The sequence below is a fragment of the Acinetobacter sp. V91_7 genome, assembly GCF_031799075.1.
GTDB lineage: Bacteria > Pseudomonadota > Gammaproteobacteria > Pseudomonadales > Moraxellaceae > Acinetobacter > Acinetobacter calcoaceticus.
Window position 1 is genome coordinate 30,040 of sequence record NZ_JAVQNT010000029.1, and the last position, 19,709, is coordinate 49,748.

General features: G+C 40.1%; 23 protein-coding genes and 1 pseudogene. 8 read left to right on the top strand and 16 right to left on the bottom strand.

Annotation, left to right across the window (positions count from 1 at the left end; genetic code table 11):
* Window positions 1–2: 2 nt before the first annotated feature.
* The 8 genes from RMB03_RS04625 to RMB03_RS04660 all read right to left on the bottom strand — a co-directional run bounded on the left by RMB03_RS04625 (window position 3) and on the right by RMB03_RS04660 (window position 5,294).
* The gene (locus tag RMB03_RS04625) at window positions 3–1,031 is read right to left on the bottom strand and encodes an NAD(P)-dependent alcohol dehydrogenase (RefSeq protein ID WP_311074266.1); all 1,029 of its coding nucleotides are present in this window, start codon (window positions 1,029–1,031) and stop codon (window positions 3–5) included.
* A gap of 38 nt (window positions 1,032–1,069) precedes the next feature.
* Window positions 1,070–1,630, bottom strand: a complete 561-nt coding sequence (locus tag RMB03_RS04630; RefSeq protein ID WP_045434035.1) for a DNA-3-methyladenine glycosylase I — start codon at window positions 1,628–1,630, stop codon at window positions 1,070–1,072.
* Between the two features lie 30 nt (window positions 1,631–1,660).
* Window positions 1,661–1,906, bottom strand: a complete 246-nt coding sequence (locus tag RMB03_RS04635) for a hypothetical protein (RefSeq protein ID WP_311074268.1) — start codon at window positions 1,904–1,906, stop codon at window positions 1,661–1,663.
* A gap of 9 nt (window positions 1,907–1,915) precedes the next feature.
* Window positions 1,916–2,452 (bottom strand): M23 family metallopeptidase, encoded by a 537-nt coding sequence (locus RMB03_RS04640; protein WP_017391108.1) that lies wholly within the window; start codon window positions 2,450–2,452, stop codon window positions 1,916–1,918.
* Window positions 2,453–2,499: 47 nt separating this feature from the next.
* Complete coding sequence (mutY, locus tag RMB03_RS04645) at window positions 2,500–3,534, bottom strand: A/G-specific adenine glycosylase (RefSeq protein WP_311074270.1); 1,035 nt, start codon at window positions 3,532–3,534, stop codon at window positions 2,500–2,502.
* 142 nt (window positions 3,535–3,676) lie between these two features.
* Window positions 3,677–4,039, bottom strand: coding sequence for an HIT family protein (locus RMB03_RS04650; protein WP_005037836.1), 363 nt, complete (start codon window positions 4,037–4,039; stop codon window positions 3,677–3,679).
* Between the two features lie 184 nt (window positions 4,040–4,223).
* Window positions 4,224–4,961, bottom strand: a complete 738-nt coding sequence (locus RMB03_RS04655; protein ID WP_080028042.1) for a dienelactone hydrolase family protein — start codon at window positions 4,959–4,961, stop codon at window positions 4,224–4,226.
* A gap of 174 nt (window positions 4,962–5,135) precedes the next feature.
* Window positions 5,136–5,294 carry a DUF1328 domain-containing protein gene (locus RMB03_RS04660; RefSeq protein ID WP_000490267.1) on the bottom strand — a complete coding sequence of 53 codons (159 nt, stop codon included), beginning with the start codon at window positions 5,292–5,294 and terminating at the stop codon, window positions 5,136–5,138.
* A gap of 195 nt (window positions 5,295–5,489) precedes the next feature.
* Here RMB03_RS04660 and RMB03_RS04665 point away from each other — a divergent pair, with 195 nt between their 5' ends.
* The 3 genes from RMB03_RS04665 (at window position 5,490) to RMB03_RS04675 (ending at window position 8,601) form a co-directional block, all read left to right on the top strand.
* Complete coding sequence (locus RMB03_RS04665) at window positions 5,490–5,948, top strand: YcgN family cysteine cluster protein (protein ID WP_311074275.1); 459 nt, start codon at window positions 5,490–5,492, stop codon at window positions 5,946–5,948.
* A gap of 109 nt (window positions 5,949–6,057) precedes the next feature.
* Window positions 6,058–7,230, top strand: a complete 1,173-nt coding sequence (locus tag RMB03_RS04670) for a PQQ-dependent sugar dehydrogenase (protein WP_311074276.1) — start codon at window positions 6,058–6,060, stop codon at window positions 7,228–7,230.
* Window positions 7,231–7,335: 105 nt separating this feature from the next.
* Window positions 7,336–8,601 carry a replication-associated recombination protein A gene (locus RMB03_RS04675; protein WP_003654262.1) on the top strand — a complete coding sequence of 422 codons (1,266 nt, stop codon included), beginning with the start codon at window positions 7,336–7,338 and terminating at the stop codon, window positions 8,599–8,601.
* 27 nt (window positions 8,602–8,628) lie between these two features.
* Here the strand turns inward: RMB03_RS04675 and RMB03_RS04680 are convergent, their stop codons facing one another.
* Window positions 8,629–9,480, bottom strand: coding sequence for a formate/nitrite transporter family protein (locus RMB03_RS04680; RefSeq protein ID WP_005037846.1), 852 nt, complete (start codon window positions 9,478–9,480; stop codon window positions 8,629–8,631).
* A gap of 194 nt (window positions 9,481–9,674) precedes the next feature.
* Between RMB03_RS04680 and RMB03_RS21050 the strand changes: the two are divergent.
* Window positions 9,675–9,770, top strand: a pseudogene (locus RMB03_RS21050) (hypothetical protein); the annotation flags it as partial.
* A gap of 17 nt (window positions 9,771–9,787) precedes the next feature.
* Here RMB03_RS21050 and RMB03_RS04685 read toward each other — a convergent pair.
* The 4 genes from RMB03_RS04685 to dapA all read right to left on the bottom strand — a co-directional run bounded on the left by RMB03_RS04685 (window position 9,788) and on the right by dapA (window position 12,464).
* Window positions 9,788–10,003, bottom strand: coding sequence for a hypothetical protein (locus tag RMB03_RS04685; protein WP_311074280.1), 216 nt, complete (start codon window positions 10,001–10,003; stop codon window positions 9,788–9,790).
* Window positions 10,004–10,193: 190 nt separating this feature from the next.
* The gene (purC, locus tag RMB03_RS04690) at window positions 10,194–10,913 is read right to left on the bottom strand and encodes a phosphoribosylaminoimidazolesuccinocarboxamide synthase (protein ID WP_003654255.1); all 720 of its coding nucleotides are present in this window, start codon (window positions 10,911–10,913) and stop codon (window positions 10,194–10,196) included.
* Window positions 10,914–10,949: 36 nt separating this feature from the next.
* The gene (locus RMB03_RS04695) at window positions 10,950–11,555 is read right to left on the bottom strand and encodes a lipoprotein-34 precursor (NlpB) (RefSeq protein ID WP_311074554.1); all 606 of its coding nucleotides are present in this window, start codon (window positions 11,553–11,555) and stop codon (window positions 10,950–10,952) included.
* A 15-nt stretch (window positions 11,556–11,570) separates the two neighbouring features.
* Entirely contained in the window at window positions 11,571–12,464 is an 894-nt protein-coding gene (gene dapA / locus RMB03_RS04700) for a 4-hydroxy-tetrahydrodipicolinate synthase (RefSeq protein ID WP_005037855.1), read from the bottom strand.
* A 329-nt stretch (window positions 12,465–12,793) separates the two neighbouring features.
* Here dapA and pncA point away from each other — a divergent pair, with 329 nt between their 5' ends.
* The 3 genes from pncA (at window position 12,794) to RMB03_RS04715 (ending at window position 15,937) form a co-directional block, all read left to right on the top strand.
* A complete protein-coding gene (gene pncA, locus RMB03_RS04705) occupies window positions 12,794–13,438 on the top strand; it encodes a bifunctional nicotinamidase/pyrazinamidase (RefSeq protein WP_311074283.1) in 645 nt (214 codons plus the stop codon).
* 40 nt (window positions 13,439–13,478) lie between these two features.
* On the top strand, window positions 13,479–14,417 hold the full coding sequence (locus RMB03_RS04710) for a bile acid:sodium symporter family protein (RefSeq protein WP_311074285.1): 939 nt from the start codon (window positions 13,479–13,481) through the stop codon (window positions 14,415–14,417).
* A gap of 176 nt (window positions 14,418–14,593) precedes the next feature.
* A complete protein-coding gene (locus RMB03_RS04715; protein WP_311074288.1) occupies window positions 14,594–15,937 on the top strand; it encodes an MATE family efflux transporter in 1,344 nt (447 codons plus the stop codon).
* A 20-nt stretch (window positions 15,938–15,957) separates the two neighbouring features.
* On the opposite strand, the gene RMB03_RS04720 is transcribed toward RMB03_RS04715, so the two are convergent.
* Window positions 15,958–16,428, bottom strand: a complete 471-nt coding sequence (locus tag RMB03_RS04720) for a DUF523 domain-containing protein (protein ID WP_005037864.1) — start codon at window positions 16,426–16,428, stop codon at window positions 15,958–15,960.
* Window positions 16,429–16,954: 526 nt separating this feature from the next.
* Here RMB03_RS04720 and hppD point away from each other — a divergent pair.
* Window positions 16,955–18,010, top strand: a complete 1,056-nt coding sequence (hppD, locus tag RMB03_RS04725) for a 4-hydroxyphenylpyruvate dioxygenase (protein WP_005037867.1) — start codon at window positions 16,955–16,957, stop codon at window positions 18,008–18,010.
* 66 nt (window positions 18,011–18,076) lie between these two features.
* Here hppD and RMB03_RS04730 read toward each other — a convergent pair whose 3' ends face one another.
* Together RMB03_RS04730 and RMB03_RS04735 are read right to left on the bottom strand one after the other, a co-directional pair.
* Window positions 18,077–18,856, bottom strand: coding sequence for an IclR family transcriptional regulator (locus RMB03_RS04730; protein WP_311074295.1), 780 nt, complete (start codon window positions 18,854–18,856; stop codon window positions 18,077–18,079).
* A 292-nt stretch (window positions 18,857–19,148) separates the two neighbouring features.
* Complete coding sequence (locus RMB03_RS04735; protein WP_016139785.1) at window positions 19,149–19,697, bottom strand: VOC family protein; 549 nt, start codon at window positions 19,695–19,697, stop codon at window positions 19,149–19,151.
* Between the last annotated feature and the right edge of the window lie 12 nt (window positions 19,698–19,709).

Sequence of the window (19,709 nt, forward strand, 5' to 3'; positions counted from 1 at the left end):
TTTTATTCTGCAAAGTCTGCTTTAAGCACAATTCGATAACGTGCCTGACCTGAGTGTAAACGTTCAATTGCTTCATTAAGCTCTGACATTGGAAACAGCTCAATTTGAGGGGCAATTTTTTTGCGTGCAGCAAACTTTAACAGTTGTCGCAGTGCAGCAGGTGAACCTGTAGGGGAGCCTGTTACTGACTTAGCACCACCAATAAGTGAACCTACAGAAACAGGAACGGGTTCAAGCGTAAGGCCTAAGAAATGTAAGGTTCCGTTTGGTGCCAGTGTTGCAATAAAAGCAGGCCAATTTAGAGTCACATTTACGGTACTCAGCAATAAATCGAATTTACCTTTTTGAGCTTTTACAGCCTCTGTATCGCGGCTATTCACCACATGATCGGCGCCCATTGCTTTGAGCTCTTCAGTTTTATCAGGGTTGGAACTGAATGCCGTGATTTCACAGCCCCAAGCTTTAAGTAGCTTAATGGCTATATGGCCTAAACCGCCAATGCCAATCACACCTACATGGTGTGTTGCCTGAATTTTGTGTTTGAGTAGCGGATCAAAAACAGTAATTCCGCCACAAAGTAAAGGACCTGCACTTTCTGGGTCTAAATCATCGGGGAGGGGAATAATCCACTGCCAGCCTGCACGTACTTTATCGGCAAAACCACCAGCATGCCCGACGATGGTTACAACATTTTCACCCGTACAAAGGACTTGCTGACCACCAATACATTCATCACATGCTTGGCAGCTCTCCGCTGTCCAGCCAATGCCTACACGTTGTCCAATTTGTAAACCTTTGGCTTCTGAGCCTAAAGCAACAATTCGTCCAATAATTTCATGGCCTGCAACAACAGGGTACACAGTTGAACGCCATTCATTATTTAGAACAGAAATATCAGAATGGCATAAACCACAGTATTCAACTTTTACTTCAACCTGATGCGGTTGTAATTCACCTGCATCAAATTGGTAAGGAACCAGTTTTTCACCTGCCTGCATAGCGGCATAAGCTTGAATTGTATTATTGCTCATCGGAAACTCCTTAAGCGGGTTTGATCCGTTATGGTGGGTTATGAAGCTTTAAATTGACAATTGTTTTCATGATCATTGACCATGCCTACTGCTTGCATAAAAGCATAACAGGTGGTTGGGCCAACGAATTTGAAGCCATTCTTTTTAAGAGTTTTGGAAAGTTTTACGCTGAGTTCGGTTTGTGCTGGTGCCTGACGATAATCTACAACATCGTTTTGTTGTGGGGCCGCATCTACAAATTGCCAAAGCCATGTAGTGACATCACCGACTTGTGCTTTGAGTGCTTGCCAAGCAATTGCATTATCACGAATTGCTTTAAGTTTGCCTAAGTGGCGAATTAAACCCGCATCGGATAATTTTAGTTCTAAAAAGTCATCTGTGAATGAGGCAATATCTGCAATTGGGTGATTAAAGAAGTGCTCTCGGTAACTTTCTCTTTTTTTGAGTACGGTAATCCAAGATAATCCTGCTTGCTGACCTTCCAGACAAAGCATCTCAAATAATCGTGCTTCATCATGTTCTGGTTTACCCCATTCTTCATCATGATAGGCAATATAGAGGGGATCATTGGAACACCATCCGCAGCGTTGAGTTTTCATGATGATGCTCCTTATATTTATCTTAGAATTTTAAAGTTTAAATAACACCCATTCATTTGGGCGCGTATCCCAATAATACAGTTCAGCTTGAGTTAAGTCTTCAAAATTTAGCCAAAAGTCTTTGCCCACTTTATCTGAAAAACCGGTACTGATTAGCAGGGCATCGTCGCTGATTTCCATGATCCAGCCTTGATAGCTATTGCCATTTAAAATGATCCTTTGCTGATTGCCTGACTCGGCAAACTCTACTAAGCGATTGATCAGCGCTTCCGACATACAATGTTCCTAGCGTAAATAAGAATAAGGGTTAATAGCACCACGCCCTTTACCATCTAGATAAAGACCATAATGCAAATGAGGTGAAGTATAACGTGCATTGCCCGTGTTGCCGACATAGCCGATCAGATCACCTTTTTTGACATAGTCACCGACATTTAGTCCACGTTTGTGACCATCAAGGTGAGCATAATAATGCCATGTTCCTGCTGGACCTAAAATCCAGATGACTTTACCACCGAGATTATTATTGCGCAGATCTGCAACAAGCCCTTCGGTTGCACTGTACACTTTGGTTCCACGTGGAGCCAAAATATCAATTCCTTCATGACTACGGCCCTGACTGCGTGCAGCTCCCCACGTATCTTTTAACTCATTTCGGTCGACACCTTTCACAGGCACAGGAAGTCGATTTGCGAGTTGCATACTTTTAAGCTTGCTGACTTGAGCTGGTGGGAGTGGGGCTGGTTTTTTAGGTGCACTGGCACAGGCAGCCAATAGAAGAATTAAAAAACCAAGTGAGAAATGAGAAACAAAACGTCGCACAAAATACTCCCTGTCACTGCCATATCAAAATTATTTTACTCAATATGTCATGAACGGCTTGTCGAGATCAATTTTTTCATCGCTGTTGGAACGCCTTTGGCAACAGCTTGTTCTGGACTGAGCCATTGTCCTTCGAGTTCAATCGCCAGATGTTCTTTTTGATCAGGTTCCACGTGGAACGTGTGAGCATTAAGTAACCACGTAAAATGAGTGAAACTATGACTGATCTGAAAGGTTTGCGGTTGAGGTTGCAATTTAAATTGCTGACTTAAGCTAAGACGTTCGTGTTCAATTTCTAAAATTGGTAAACAGAATAAACCGCCCCATAAACCATGAGATTGTCGTTGTTGCCAGAACCATTCATCTTCACACTGAATGATAAGAACATCTGCTGTTCTAACGGGTGGTGTTTTTTTAGGTTTTTTAAATGGGAGTTCTTGTTCTAGGCCTTGTTGGTAAGCTTGGCAATGTGCTTGCATTGGACAATATAAACAGAGTGGTTTTTTAGGCGTACAAATGGTCGCACCTAGGTCCATAATTGCTTGAGTGTAATCATGGTTACGCTGGGTTGGGCAAAGCGCTTCAGCGAGTTTCCACATTTCACGTTCATGTTGGGGTTTACTTAAATCATCCTCAATAGCAAAGAAACGGGCTAAGACACGTTTCACGTTGCCATCCATAATCACGCCATACTGACGTAAACCCAAAGACATGAGCGCACCTGCGGTAGAGTGGCCAATGCCAGGTAATGCAATCCATTCTTCTAGCGTTTCAGGAAATTTTCCCTGCTGAGTTACAAGACCTGCGGCCTTGTGCAAATTACGAGCTCGAGCGTAATAACCCAGACCTGCCCAATAAGGTGCTACTTCATCCCAAGTTGCATGACCTAAAGCTTCTACAGTCGGGAAGCGCTCCATAAAGCGGTCAAAATATTGCAGAACCGTTTTAACTTGGGTCTGCTGCAACATAATTTCAGAAACCCAGACTTTGTATGGATCATCTGCGACTTGCCACGGCAAATCATGACGACCATGTTGATCGAACCAGTTTAAGAGGGCATCAGAAAAAGAAAAGTCGGGCATGAACAGCTAAAGAAGAAAAGTAAGAGTTAAATTATAGCTGAAATTTAGATGAAATTTTGTTTAAAGCAGGCGAAGTACAAGTACCAGTTAAAACAGAGATGACCTTAAAAAGCGTGATCTCTGTTTCAATAATAAAAAAGGATTAATCCTTTTGTACACCCCAACGCTGATCAAGTTTCAACGGTTGGTTTTTGTAGTACGGAATGACATGAATGTGGAAATGATCTGAATTTTGTCCGAACACTTCACCATCATTGAAGCTAATATGGAAACCGTCTGGTTGATGGCGAAGCTGCGTTTCGTGGCGTGCAATTTCAAGAAGTGTAAGCAGGCCTTGATGCTCTTTAGACGTAATGTCAAAAAAAGAACGAACATGGCGTAGTGGTGTTACCACACAGTGGCCTTTAGACAACGGATTAGAATCAGGTAAAATTACAGCAAATTCATTCTTATCAATGATGTCATATTCATCAAATTCGCAATACGGACATTTCTTGTCAGTCATTGTTGTATCCTCTCATGTTATTCCATTAAACCCCGAGTGCGGGAAATAAGACTAGGCTTTGCTCTAGCTCAACGGGAGTATAGTTATTGAAGTATGGTTTAAAAAATACAGTAAAAATATTGCAAAGTCATAAACATTTAAGGGAGCAAATGCAAATAAACAATTTGCTCCAAATTCGCTTCTTTTATTTTAAAGTACGTTCTAATAAAGCGTACATTTTAGCAAGGCCTTGTTTTTCCGCTTCGCTATTGTAGCCAAGGTCTACACCGTTCGCTTTAGCTCTTTCATCTGCAAGCGGGTTACTAAAGCCATGTTTAGCACCTTCTAAAACCACTACCTCGTGTTTCACCTCAGCAGCTTGCATCTCTTTTTCAAAATTAGCAACATCTTCTAAGGTGACCATACTGTCTAATTCACCATGAAGAACTAAAATTTCACCTTGAATGTTGCCTTTTTGAGCAGGTGCCTTAGGTGTTAGCGTGCCATGGAAGGTTGCAACTGCTTTTAGGGGAGCACCTGAGCGAGCAAGGTCTAATACCACTTTCCCGCCATAACAAAAGCCAACAGCTGCAAGTTTTTCACCGTTTACTTCTGGTTGGGCTGCAAGAGTCTGAAGTCCAGCATTTGCACGAGTAGTGACAGTGTCTAATTCTTCAAATGTCTGCATCATCCATTCATAGGCTTGAGCTGCAGTAGTTGTGACTTTTTTATCACCATACATGTCAATTGCAAGCGCAGCATAACCATGTTCAGCAAGCTCACGCGCACGTTGTTCGGTATATTCGTTACGGCCCCACCATTCAGGAGCAACAATCACACCCGCAACAGGTGTTTCACTATCTGGAGCAGCGAAGTAACCAATTAAATGGCTGCCATCTGGTGCAGTATATTGAATTTCACGGGTTTTAATTGCTGTACTCATAACCTTAATCCTGAAATTTAAAGAGATTTAAACACGCTTGATTAAAGCATAAAAAAATAAAGTAATATAAATAACTATGTAAGAATCTACATCAAAAGAAAAAGTTAGAAAGTTTATTGCAATAAAAAAAGAAGGAAACTGGTTCCTTCTTTTTTATATATGGTCATGATTAAATTAAGTCCTGCCTCGCGAAATGAACCCAATTACAGCAAGAATTACAGCTATAACTAATAAAATCACGGCAAAGTCTTTAGATAACCCTGCAACACCACCAAACCCTAATAGACTGGCAATGAGTGCAATCACTGCAAAAATTATTGCCCAACGGAACATATGCTGTCCTCCTACTTATTTTTCATTGTCCTTTAACTATATAGGGTGTTTTTTGCACCGAATGTGTCGTTTATGTGGTTGAAATGTATATTAAACAATCATTTTGTGATGTTAGGAATACAGCTTCTTTTTTCGTACAGATCACTTCAATGCTATACTTAGATACTGTTTTATCTCATCTGCTGCTAAATAATTATGTCTACCGAGACCTCACTTCGTCCATTGTTTTGGAAAAATTACACGCTTGAGCAACTGACTCAAATTGAGTGGGAGGCTTTATGTGACGGGTGTGGTTTATGCTGTCTGGTAAAGCTAGAAGATGAAGATACCCATGAGGTGGCTTATACCAAAGTGGCTTGTAAGTTACTCGATTGTGATACAGGACGTTGTACCGATTATCCAAATCGTCAGCAGCAAGTACCTGACTGTTTGCAATTAACGGTAGAGTCTTTAAAAACAATTCACTGGTTGCCATCAAGCTGTGCCTATAAACGCTTGAATGAAGGAAAAAATTTACCTTCTTGGCACTATTTAAATACGGGTTCTCGACAAAGCGTGATGAATGCGAAAAAGTCGGTTGCAGGACGTTGTATTTCTGAAGTTGATGTCCATGAAGATGATCTTGAAGATTACGTTGTACGTTGGGTACGTTAAGCAGATCTGCATAAGCATTTTTAATTAGAGCGTATAATAAAGTAACACTTTTATCGTAAATTTTTTGCTCATCTCCGTTATATAACAATAAAAACAAAAGGAGATAAAAATGATGAGACGACTAGCAGCCCCGTTATTATGTAGTAGCTTTTTTTTGTTAATGGCTTGTGGTTCTAATAATACCAATTCAAAAAATCTTGAACAAAACACCTCTGCTAAAACAGAACAATCTAATTCAGTCAAACAATCTTATCAGGTTGAAACAGTTACACATTTTGATGAACCTTGGGCAATAACAAGTTTGCCAGATCAGCGTTTATTAGTGACGGAGCGCCAAGGTAAATTAAAAATTTTTAATCCAAAGAATAAACAAATGTTGGATGTTTCAGGAATCCCTCCAGTGAGTTATGGCGGGCAAGGTGGTTTGGGTGATGTAGCTTTACATCCTAACTTTGCGAAGAACCACTGGATTTATCTGAGCTATGCAACAAAAGGGCAAGGTGGGTATGGTGCAGCCATTTCAAGAGCGAAATTAGATTTGTCTAACCCCAATCAACCTAAACTTACAGATGTGAAGCAGATTTGGCAGCAAGTACCCAAAGTTTCAGGACAAGGCCATTATGGGCATCGCATGGTTTTCGGGGCCGATGGAAAACTTTGGGTGAGTTCAGGTGAACGACAAAAGTTTGACCCTGCCCAAAACATGAAAAGTAACTTGGGTAAAATCTTGCGTTTAAATGATGACGGCTCGGCATCTGTAGGTAACCCTTTTTATCAGCAAGGCGGGATAACTGCTGAAATATGGTCGCTTGGGCATCGTAATCCGTTAGGCATGGCATTTGACCCTCAAGTGCAACTATGGGTTGTTGAAATGGGCCCGAAAGGCGGTGATGAGCTCAATATTATTAAAAAAGGCGAAAATTATGGTTATCCAATCGTTTCAAATGGAGATCATTATTCGGGCCAACCTATTCCAGATCATCATACTCGTCCAGAATTTAAAGCACCTGAAATTGACTGGACTCCTGTAATCTCTCCGTCGAGTTTGATCATTTATCACGGTCAGCAATTTCCGGCATGGCAAAATAAGGCTTTAATTGGAGGCTTATCTTCCGAAGCGATTATTGTTGTGGATTTACAGCATAAACCTGTGAAAGAAGTACAAAGACTAGATATGAAGCAACGTATTCGTGGTTTGCATGAAGCACAAGACGGTTCAATTTGGGTCATTGAAGATGGTTCAAAGGCACGTTTACTTAAGCTGACTAAGAAAGCATCTTAAGGCGATAAAACTGCCTCTAAATAAAGGCTGTGTCTCATAGATTCAAATTGTAGATTTCTGTGAGACACAATAGACTATAGATAAAAGACGATAAAGCTATTTGAAATGTCAGACACCCATATTCCACTTCCCGAACGCCTACGCCCGAGAGACTTGTCTGAAATTATTGGGCAAGATCATTTATTAGGTGAGAATGCACCACTGCGTCAAATGATTGATCAGGGTCATTTACCTTCTATTATTTTTTGGGGGCCACCGGGGGTTGGTAAAACAACAATTGCTTTGCTGTTGGCTCAGGCGATAGACCGACCATTTGTGAGCTTATCTGCGCTTAATACGGGTGTAAAAGAATTACGTGAAGTCATTGCAGAAAGTGGTGATTTACTAACACCTGTGGTTTTTATTGATGAAATTCATCGTTTTAATAAATCACAGCAAGATGCTTTATTGGGTGCAGTTGAGAAAGGTAAAATTACCTTAGTTGGAGCGACCACCGAAAACCCGTCTTTTGAGGTGAATAGTGCGCTTTTATCACGCTGTCAGGTTTATACCTTAAACAGTTTAGACAGTGAGGCGATCCAGACTCTCATTAATAATGCACTTCAAGCCGATAAATTCTTAAAAGAACGCTATATTCATATTGAAGAATACGATGCTCTCATTCAATTCGCTGCAGGAGATGCCCGTAAAGCGCTTAATTTACTTGACCTGATTGCCAGCACATTTGAACCAGAGATTGAAAATACCATTACTAATGCGGTTGTGGTGAAAGTAGCGCAGCAAAATATTGCACGTTATGACAAATCTGGGGAACAGCATTACGATTTAGTTTCTGCCTTCATTAAATCGATTCGGGGCAGTGATCCAGATGCAACCCTGTATTGGATGGCACGTATGCTCAAAGGTGGCGAAGATCCAGTTTTTATTGCTAGACGTATGTTGATTGCAGCTTCTGAAGACATCGGAAACTCTAACCCAAATGCATTATTACTTGCTGGTGAGTGCTTCCGTTCTGTACAAGCGGTGGGTATGCCTGAGGCTCGAATTATTCTGGGCCAAACGGCGGTTTATTTAGCGACAAGTGCAAAAAGTAATAGTACCTATTTAGCGATTAATAAGGCCTTGGAACTTGCTGATAAGACTGCAAATTTACCTGTGCCTTTACATTTAAGAAATGCACCAACCAAGCTCATGAAGCAACAGGGTTATGGAATTAATTATCTCTATCCTCACGATTACCCTGAGCACTTTGTGCTGCAAGACTATTTGCCGCCTGAGTTAAAGGGAACCAAACTCTACGAGTCTGCGAGAAACAAGCGTGAAGTTGAAGGTGAGCGCTTGCAACAACGTAGATGGCAGCAAGAACAGTAATAACCTATTTGTTGCATCAAGCTACACTTAACGATGATCATGCTGTTCCAGCTCTTCAGTCACCTGACCATAAATCAGTAGCGTGAACACGCCTGTACCACCAATAATATTGCCAATGGTGGTTGGGACTAGGAAAGTAAACAGATATTCATTAATGGAAGCCTCTCCTTGCCAGACGAGATAGGACATTTCGGTAGAGCCAACCACTACATGGGTAAAGTCACCTAGTCCTATCAGATAAGTCATGAAAAAGATGAGCAGGAATTTATTACTGACTGAGGGCAACATCCAGACCAATGCTGCAATTAATAGCCCTGACATAATACCTTTGAGCATATTCTGGGTTGCAGAAAAGGAACCTACATGATGGGCTAGCTCATCGAGTGCTTGGTCAATACCGGGAGTAAACAGGTGAGTAGTTAGGAAAAATAAACTCGCTAAACCTGTTCCAATCACATTGCATAGAATCACAATCCCCCATAAGCGGCCTACTGCTCGTAATTTATCGAAGGTAAAGGGCTTGAATAAAGGTACAACTGTGGTGATGGTATTCTCAGTAAAGAGCTGCATGTGACCCAAAATTGCGATCAGGAACCCAATGGTATAACCGATATTAGTAATTAAATCGGTCCAAATCGCATCAGTCGGGAGATAAGAAGCAATAATCGCTTTAAATACAAATGAAAAACTGATGACCAAACCTGCAGCAATCCCTGAAAAGATCAGTGCAGCCGTCGGGCGATCCAGTTCCTCGGCACCATCACGACGGATAATTTCATAGACCAAACGGGGTGACAGCTTCTCATGTTCTTCAACCGCTATTTTTTCACGCCAACTTAAGGTTTGATCGACTTTTTCTTCCTCTACTTTATGATCCATCAGGTTTACTCCTCACTGAATAAATATTTTATATTTCTAATTTTTATTTATTGTTAAGGCAGTGTTCAGGATAAATCCAGTCTATTCCTAACAGCTTTATGTGTTTTTTTATAAATCGAATGATGCGGCGGTAGCAAAGAAGCAAAAATAATGCATGAATAAGAGCAATCAACCCAGATACAAAGGAAGATTGAGAGCACTTTGTGCTACAAGACGATTTGCCGCCTGAATTAAAGGGAAGCTATGAGTCTGCAAGAAATAAGCATGAGGTGGAAGGTGGGCGCTTGTAGCAAATTATGCAGCCATACTAGTTAGAATAAGTTGTAAAGGTGTAGGTTCTTAAGGTACGAATAAGCGCCATATAATCACCTTGAGAAGCCTTGGAAATTACTGATTCAACTTCTGCCTGAGTCCAGCCTTGTTTTAAGGCTGAGCTGCTAAAGTTCGTTAATAACACCAACGGATTTGCACCAAAGTGGATTGGATGATTCATTAATCTCTTTTCAAGCTTAGATATTTCCATAGGTCTACCCTAGTTTTAAATTTAATTATTGTGAAGTACTTAATGTTTTTTTAGATTTTAGTGTTTAAATTTAGGTTTGTGCAAGTGCTAATTTATTTTAATAGACAAATCTGTCTACATTATTTATTTTCTAAAGTACTTAATGTAAAAAAACCGGGCTAAGACCCGGTTTTTCATGAAGTTTGACTGATTAGATGTCAGATAAATCTACACCTAAACGAGCAGCAACTTCTTCATAAGCTTCAACAACACCGCCTAAACCTTGACGGAAACGGTCTTTGTCGAGTTTCTTCTTAGAGTCTTTATCCCATAGACGGCAACCGTCTGGAGAGAACTCATCACCAAGCACGATACGGTCATGGAAAACACCGAATTCAAGCTTGAAGTCCACCAAAATCATGTTGCCTTCAGCAAATAATGCTTTTAAGACATCGTTTACTTGGTAAGTTAACACTTTCATTTGCTCTAATTGTTCAGCAGTCGCCCAACCTAAAGCAATCGCTTGAGATTCGTTAACCATTGGGTCGCCTAGACCGTCATCTTTATAGAACAATTCAAATGTAGGAGGAGTTAACTCTTTACCTTCTTCTACACCTAAACGACGGCATAGAGAACCAGCTGCGTAGTTACGAATTACACATTCAACAGGAATCATTTGAAGTTTTTTAACAAGCACTTCAGTTGGAGAAAGCAATTTTTCAAAATGCGTTTCAATACCCGCAGCAGCAAGTTTTTCCATGATGAAGGCGTTAAAAAGGTTGTTCACCTTGCCTTTACGATCTAGCTGTTCGATTTTTTCGCCGTTGAACGCAGAGGCATCATCACGAAAGACTAAAATCAGATGGTCGGCATTGTCTGTTTCATATACAGATTTTGCTTTACCAGTATAGAGCAAGGTTTGTTTTAACATGAGGGAACCTTTTTAAAAAAAATGCCTAGTAAACGACTAGGCTGGCCAATTTTGGTAAATCTGGTTTAACACTTCAGCAGCCACATCTGGACTTGCAAAAGTGTTGTCTACATTAAATAGAGCAAGAGTATGACTAGAACCAACACCAGTCAGCTTAAGCACATAAGTATTGTCATTTACTTTAATCGTCGCCTGATTGCTGCCTTGGGCGATGATGTTGTAATTTAAAGTACTTAATGTCGCTTTGGCGTATTGCCAGATCTCGGTCGTATTCCCATCAATTTTTAATAATGGGTTTTTATTACCGTCGGTCACAAGCTGAGGGCGTCCAAGCGCGCTACTAGTTTGAGCAGATGCATCTGCTGTTGCGTTGCCGCCCTGCGTTTCTTCAGGACGCGGCAATGCAAAACGGTTACCACGCTTGTTTTCAAATTTAGGCGCATGCTCAATAGCGAGCTGGTCTACAGTTGGGGCAGGATACAAAGGTGTCGCTGGTCGTACAGTTGCATCGGCAGGATACTCAAGCGGGGCAAGTTGCTTGGCATTTTTATAATCTAAAGAGTGATTATTAATTGCGAAGCGACCACAACCAGCTAAACTCAAGGCTGAAACTGCAAGGACTAAACCAAGACGTAATTGCATCATAAATTGCTCTTATTAAATAATTCCCGCATCGTTTAGGGCATTGCGGAGAGGTTCGCGATATTGCTCAGCGAGAGGAGTGAGTGGTAAACGAATACCAGTATCAATCAGTCCCATCTCATGTAGTGCCCATTTCACAGGAATTGGGTTTGATTCGCAAAATAGAATATTGTGTAAATTTGCAATCTTATTGTTAATCGTCTTCGCTTGTTGTTCATCTTTGGCAATCGCAACAGCACATACTTCGCTCATGGCTTTAGGTGCAACATTTGCTGTAACAGAGATATTGCCGTCTGCACCAAGAAGCATAAGTTCCCATGCAGTTTCGTCGTCACCTGAGTACACAGCCATCTTGCCGTCTAAAGCGTCAATTAAAGCTTTACCGCGAGGTACATCACCTGTTGCGTCTTTAATACCGACAATATTAGGGATCTCTGCTAAACGTACAGCTGTATCGTTTGCAAGATCTACACCTGTACGGCCAGGTACGTTATAAAGAATAAGTGGTAATTCTACGGCTTCAGCAATCGCTTTATAGTGTTGGTAGAGGCCTTCTTGAGTTGGCTTATTATAATATGGCGTAACAAGTAAGGCTGCATCTGCGCCAAGATCTTTAGCAGCTTTAGTTAATTCGATTGCTTCACGGGTTGAGTTTGCACCAGTACCGGCAATAATTGGAATACGTTTATTGGCTACACGAATAATTTCTTTAATAACCTGTGTGTGCTCTTCCATGCTCAATGTTGAGGCTTCGCCGGTAGTACCGACGGCTACAATACTGTTTGTACCTTGTTCTATGTGCCACTCAACCAGCTTCTCAAGACCCTTCCAATCTACACCACCATCTTTCAACATTGGTGTGACGATTGCGACGATTGAGCCTTGAATGGTCTGTGCTTGCTGAGTCATTTTTAAAAATATCCTATTTATCCATCCGAATCTGAGGTAAGAAAAACAAAATGTGGGATGGTTGCAGTATTTTGATTGTCCAGTTCTAACAATAACAGATTGTTGAATGACAATTATGCAAATTATGACTGATCAGACGCATAAGAACAATACGCCTAACGGATAATCGCTATGTAAACTTGAGGAAAAGATAGGATGTATTCGTATTGCAGGGGTGAGAAGGGTTCGTAAATATAACAATACAGCTTGATTCAACTGAGCCTTACTTAATATTGGCTTTTTTTATGGCAAGATAGAATGCAATTTTCCCTGTTGGGATTGAAGATGACATGAAAATGAATAAACAACCACAAAATGCGGCTTTAATCGTAGTTGATGTACAAAATGGTTTTACACCGGGTGGAAATTTAGCAGTTGCTGACGCCGACACAATTATTCCAACGATTAACCAACTTGCTGATTGTTTTGAAAATGTTGTTCTGACGCAAGATTGGCACCCAGATAATCATATATCTTTTGCACAAAATCATTCGGGCAAGCAGCCTTTTGAAACCATTGAACTTGCCTATGGACCGCAGGTGCTTTGGCCTAAACATTGCGTACAAGGCACCAAAGATGCCGATTTTCATCCTGATTTAAATATTCCGAAAGCTCAACTCATTATTCGAAAAGGCTTTCATGCCGATATTGATAGTTATTCGGCTTTTATGGAAGCAGATCAGTCCACAATGACTGGTTTAACAGGTTACTTAAAAGAGCGTGGCATTGATACGGTGTATGTGGTTGGAATTGCGACCGACTTTTGTGTGGCATGGACTGCTTTAGATGCAATCAAACAAGGTTTTAAAACTTTAGTGGTTGAAGATGCTTGTAAAGGTATTGATTTAAATGGTTCGTTAGAACAGGCATGGCAAACCATGAAGCAACAAGGGGTTGTCCGTATTCAGTCTACGGATCTGTTGAGTGAGCGCTAAGTCTATTGCTCTAGTATTTTAATTTTTAGGGAACGAAAGTATGTCAGCATTACTGCGCTTTACCCAATTTATTCAAAAAACTTTTGCCCTATGGGTGATTGTTTTTGCAGCATTGGCGCTATGGCAGCCTGAGTTTTTTGTCTGGCTAAAGGCTTATATTCCATGGATTCTGGGCATTATTATGCTTGGCATGGGAATGACCATGACCGTAGACGACTTTAAAGGTGTGCTACAAAGTCCTAAAGCGGTGTTGATTGGGGTAGTGGCACAGTTTGTGGTCATGCCGGGTTTAGCATTTGTCTTATGTAAATTATTTCAACTACCCCCTGAAATCGCGGTTGGAGTCATTTTAGTGGGGTGTTGCCCCGGTGGAACGGCTTCAAATGTCATTACCTATATGGCTAAAGGCAATGTGGCTTTATCGGTGGCCTGTACTTCAGTTTCAACACTTTTAGCGCCTATTTTAACTCCAGCAATTTTCTATCTGCTTGCTAGTCAGTGGCTAAAAATTGATGCAGCTTCTATGTTCGTTTCAATTTTACAAGTAGTACTGCTTCCTATTGTCGTTGGTCTAATTTTAAGAACATGGCTAAAACGTCAGGTCGAGTCCTATATTCAAGTCATGCCTTTAGTTTCAGTGATTGCAATTGTAGCAATTGTGGCAGCCATTATTGGTGGGAGCAAAGCAGCCATTCTACAATCGGGCTTGCTCATTTTGGCTGTAGTGATATTACATAATGGGCTTGGATATTTATTAGGTTTTGCAGCAGCACGATTCTTTAAATTACCTTATGCCGATAGCAAAGCAATTGCTGTTGAGGTGGGTATGCAGAACTCAGGCTTAGGTGTTGCTCTTGCAGCGGTACATTTTTCGGCTTCCCCGATTACAGCAGTACCAAGTGCGATTTTCAGCCTTTGGCACAATATTTCTGGGCCTGCACTTGCGACTTATTGGGCGAGTAAACACAAACAAGAATAACTGTATAAACAGCATACATTACAAAAGAAGGCCAAACGAATAGTTTGGCCTTTTCATTTAAAACAAATTTTATGGGAGCTGAATTTAGAACTGGTATGTCTTTTGCTTTGGATTGATGCACTAAAAATAACGTGAATATGAGTATAAATCGCAAAGAAAAATAAGGTATTTCCTAGATGAATCAGATTTTTAAATTATTTATTCCCATGCTCTCAAGCAATTTAATTCTAGTTTTAAGTGGATTGATTGATATTGCTTATGTAGGGCATTTTAGTAATGACCATGTAGCCGCATTATCGGTGACCTTATCTCTATATACAGTGATTTATGTCATTGGTATGGGTATTCTGCAAGGTGTGATCCTCAAGCTCTCGGAAGCTTATGGTTGCCACAACATACCACGCATTCGTCAGATTTTTATTCAAGGCATCTGGCTGATGTTATGTTCGGCATTGATTAGTATTGGCTTGCTTTACTTGTTCCGTGATTTACCAAAATTGTTTGGTGCATCTGAACATGTCATTTCAATTACTAAAAACTGTATTTGGGCTTTGGTATTTATTTTACCTGCGCATTTACTAATGCGTTTATTTACAGCTTTGTCTCAGGTCACTGAAAATGCGCATAAGGTTTTACTATCAGATAGCATTTTCTTCATTCTTAAAATTATTTTGTCCTATCTTTTAATTTATGGTGTCGCTTTATTTTCAATTCCGCCACTCGGTGCGATAGGGGCTTTGTTAGCCACTCTCATTGTAAGGTGGTTTATGCTGGCTGTTTATTACCTGTTTTTCTTGGAAAAAGGATACATCTTTATTGAGCATTCCGAACAGTCGGCTGAAGATAGCCGACAAAGTCTGTGGATGATTTTAAAAATAGGGATACCGACAGCAATCATGGCGTTGATGGACGTCGTTGCATTTTGTTCGGTTGCTATTCTGATTTTGCCTTTTGGGAGTGTAGTGTCAGCAGCCCATCAAATTGTCGCAAGCACTGGCGGCTTCATGTTTATTATCCCTTCCTCCATTGCCTCGGCTTATAGCATTTTGGTATCGCGATCTATGGGCAGCGGGAACATGGAAGAAGCAGATAAAATTGCCACACAAAGTATATGGGTGATTATGGCAGTGAGTGGCATTCTGTCTCTGTGTTTATGGTTGGAGCGGGACTTAATTGTTACGTTCTATTCAGATGATTTGGCCGTGCAGATTTTGGCTGCATCCTTGTTGTTGATTGTCTGTATGTTTCATTTTCTAGATGGCTTAATGGCGTTATTGACCTCTTTGTTACGCTGTTGGGATGTGTCGATTTTACCGATGCTAATTTTCTTGGTCGTGGTGTTATTTTTCGGATTAGGCGGTGGTTGGTGGATGGCCTATAAAGGGCTGCATTGGCAGAATATCTCGATTTCTGCGATGGGAGTTTATGGTTTTTGGTGGATGGCAGCTATAAGTTATTTAGTGGCTTGCCTATTGAGTGCCACCTGTTTCCGTTTTAGAAAACAATTAAGAGGATTTTGATTGAGTAGACCAACACAACCTTAAAGCGGATGTTCTGCTAACCAATCTTCAATCTCGTTTTCAGAAATCACCTCAAAACCATGGCGCTGCAACAGTGCCGTGGTAATCCCAACTCCCGAAATTTTCTCTCCTTGAAACGTGCCATTATAAATTTTTTGACTACCACAAGACGGACTATTTTCTTTTAAGACGACACAGCTTGCTTTTATGTGCTGTGCAATTTCTAGAGTGCGGTAAGCACCTTTTAAATATAACGTTGTTACATCTAAACCAGATGAATCGGTAATTTTTGCTTTGCCATCTAGCACATCTTGTCCTGTACCTCCCACAATTTCTGCGGGTAAGCGCGGAGTGGTAAAACCACCTAATAACTCTGGACAAAGAGCATGAGCTTTTTTATTGATTAACAGCTGCTTAAGTAAAATATTTAGGCAAGATTTACCGTCATAACGAACAGGTTCGCCAATTAAACATGCGCTGACTAAAAGCATAGTTTTCCAAACTCAAAGCAGGTGAGATTTTTGAAGATTAAGAATCATAAACAGAATATGGAATATGACAATTCATTTTAGAAACAGACAAATTAAAAGATTACTTAAATTATGCAATTCATAATTAAGTTATGTATTGCATAATTTAATTGTTTTTAGTAGCATCTGTTTTAAGGTAAATGGCCATTGGAGATCCAACAAGGATGTTGGTCTCCATAAATCTATACATGATTTTAGGAAAAGACGATTTTTAAGGGTTTAGTGAAAAATCTCAATCGTACTTTTAGATAAGAAAGGATAGTGTGTATGGAAAACAAACACCAAATGGAACGGGAATTAATCATCAAAAGCTTCACGCTCTTCATATCTTCGTTTTAGTGATTCGTTTTTTTCTCATAGGATGCGTTGGGTTAAGGCATTTTGACGGTTCAAGACCTACCCAATAAATACGTATTCTATAGAGAAAGGAGCTGAATTGATCAGCAATAGAGATAAACGGAACAGGTAATCACCAGAGGGAAACTAGATGGATATTTTAGAGAACCCATTAGAATTATGCGGTTTTGCATTTATTGAGTTTGTTTCAAAAGAAAATGAATTAGATCCAGTTTTTGAAACAATCGGCTTTTCAAAAGTAGCCAAGCATAAATCGAAAGAAGCGTACTTATGGCGTCAAGGAAATATCAATATTATCCTGAATTATCAGCCAGAATCTTATGCTTCATTCTTCTTTAATGAACATGGTCCATCGGCTTGTGCGATGGGCTTTAAAACACGTGATGCAGCAAAAGCTTTCCAGAAAGCAGTAGAGCTTGGTGCTGAACCAATGTATTCAAAAGTTGGGCCAATGGAGCTTAACATTCCGGCAATTAAAGGTATTGGTGGCATGCCAATCTTTTTAGTTGACCGCGATATTTATGAAAACGACTTTGTTTTCTTTGATGATGCCCAAAGACATCCAGTGGGTGCAGGCTTAAATGAAATTGACCATTTAACTCATAACGTCTACAAAGGCCGTATGGAGTATTGGGCAAACTTCTATGAAAAAATCTTTAACTTCCAAGAAATTCGTTACTTTGATATTAAAGGCGAATATACAGGCTTAACGTCTAAAGCATTAACAGCGCCAGACGGCATGATCCGTATTCCATTAAATGAAGATTCAGATAAAGGAAACGGCCAAATTGCAGAGTTCCTGTCTGACTTTAATGGCGAAGGGATTCAGCATATCGCGTTTATTTGTGATGACTTAATTTCGACTTGGGATAAGTTAAAAGGCCTCGGTCTGAAATTTATGACACCACCGCCTAATACTTATTATGAAATGCTACCAGAGCGTTTACCTGAGCATGGTGAGCCGACTGACGAGTTAAAACAGCGTGGTATTTTGCTAGACGGCAATACCAAAGATGGTCAGAAGAAACTGTTATTGCAAATTTTCTCTGAAAACATGATTGGTCCAGTCTTCTTCGAATTTATTCAACGTAAAGATGATGATGGCTTTGGTGAAGGTAACTTCAAGGCATTATTTGAGTCAATTGAACGTGACCAGATTCGCCGTGGTGTTCTGGAAACTAAATAAGCTGAGCTTTGTTTCTGATCTAAAAAAACCAAGAGTTTGATCTCTTGGTTTTTTTATGGCTATTGATTAGCGACTTTTAATATATTGATTGATGAGCTTCACTTCACTTTTTAAGATTTCAATCGTTTTACTGTGAGGGTCGACTGGTAAAAACATTTCGCTATCCAGCGCGACAATACAAAACTCGATGCTCTGATTTGAGTTAAACACAGGTAAACCAACAGCATTAATTCCTGTTAGTAAATCACCTTTCGCTGCCGACATTTGTTGTTGGCGAATCGTTTCTTTAAGCTCTGTAAACGCTTGCCAGTTTTGTGGAGCGATGTGCAGACCAAGTTCTTGATGCTTTTGCCATTCTGCTTCCATTAATGGACGAACAAAATGCTCTGGAAGGTAAGAAGCAAATAAACGTCCCGCAGCAGAATTGACTAAAGGCATGATCGAGCCGACTTTGGTGACAATCGAAATAGGGTGGTTAGATTCAATCGATTGAACAACCACTGGGCCTTTAGGCGACCATTTACTGATTTGTATGCCGCAACCAATTTTGTTTTGTAGGTCGTAAATTAAATGCTGTACCAGTTGTAGGGTGTCGCTATGCTGAACACAGTTTAGACCTAAGCGCCATGCTTGATCGCCCAAAGCATATTGCCCATCATCAAGCTGTTTTGCATATTCCATGCGAATAAGACTAACGAGATAGCGATGTACCTTCGCAGGATGCATTTCTAGCTTGCTAGACAGGTCTTTGAGAATAATAGGTTGATTGTGCTCTAAAAGGGCATTTAGTACAGATAAACCGACTTCAAGTGATTGAACCCCCCCAGATACTTTTTCTTCAATCATTTAAATACCCTTAATAAAGTTACTTCAGTTGTTAAACAGTGATGTTCAAAACATAAATTGAAATTGCTGCGTTTTACATCATGCCTGAGCCTAGTGAGAAATAGAAATCACCTTTTTCTATTAGCGAAATTGGCATGTTTAATAATCAACAATTTTCTAAAATCACCATACTCTCATTTGTAGCGCGATTTTCTAGAAATTTAGCAGTTTTAAATAATATAAATCGGCATTGATATAGAGCTGTTTTTAACAATTCTAATCAATGCCGACTTTTTAGATCGATCTTTAAAAATTAGGTTCCTAACTCTTCTTCATGCAAGAAATGTGTGTGGTGAGGAGCGCGTTTAGTTTTGCTCCATTCCTCAAGCATTTCTGCTTTCATTTCTTCAGTAATTTTTGCAATTTTTTCTTCAGCGCGCACATCGTTATAGGTAAGTTCTAAACGGTGGCCATTTGGGTCAAAGAAATAAATTGAGTGGAAAATACCATGATTAGTTACGCCCAAAACTTTCACACCATTTTCTTCTAAATGTTGCTTCGCAGCCATCAGCGCATTTACATCTTCGACTTCAAAAGCAATATGCTGTACCCATTGAGGCGTATTTTCGTCTCGGCCCATTTCTGGTTGAGTTGGCAATTCAAAAAATGCCAAAACGTTGCCTTGACCTGCATCTAAGAATAAATGCATATATGGGTCAAAAGCTTTAGTTGATGGGACATGGTCTTCAGCAAAAGCTAAAATGAAGTCCATGTTGAGCATTTTTTTATACCACTCAACAGTTTCTTTTGCATCCTTACAACGATATGCAACGTGATGTATTTTTTTAATGGCAAATGTCATATTAAAACTCCT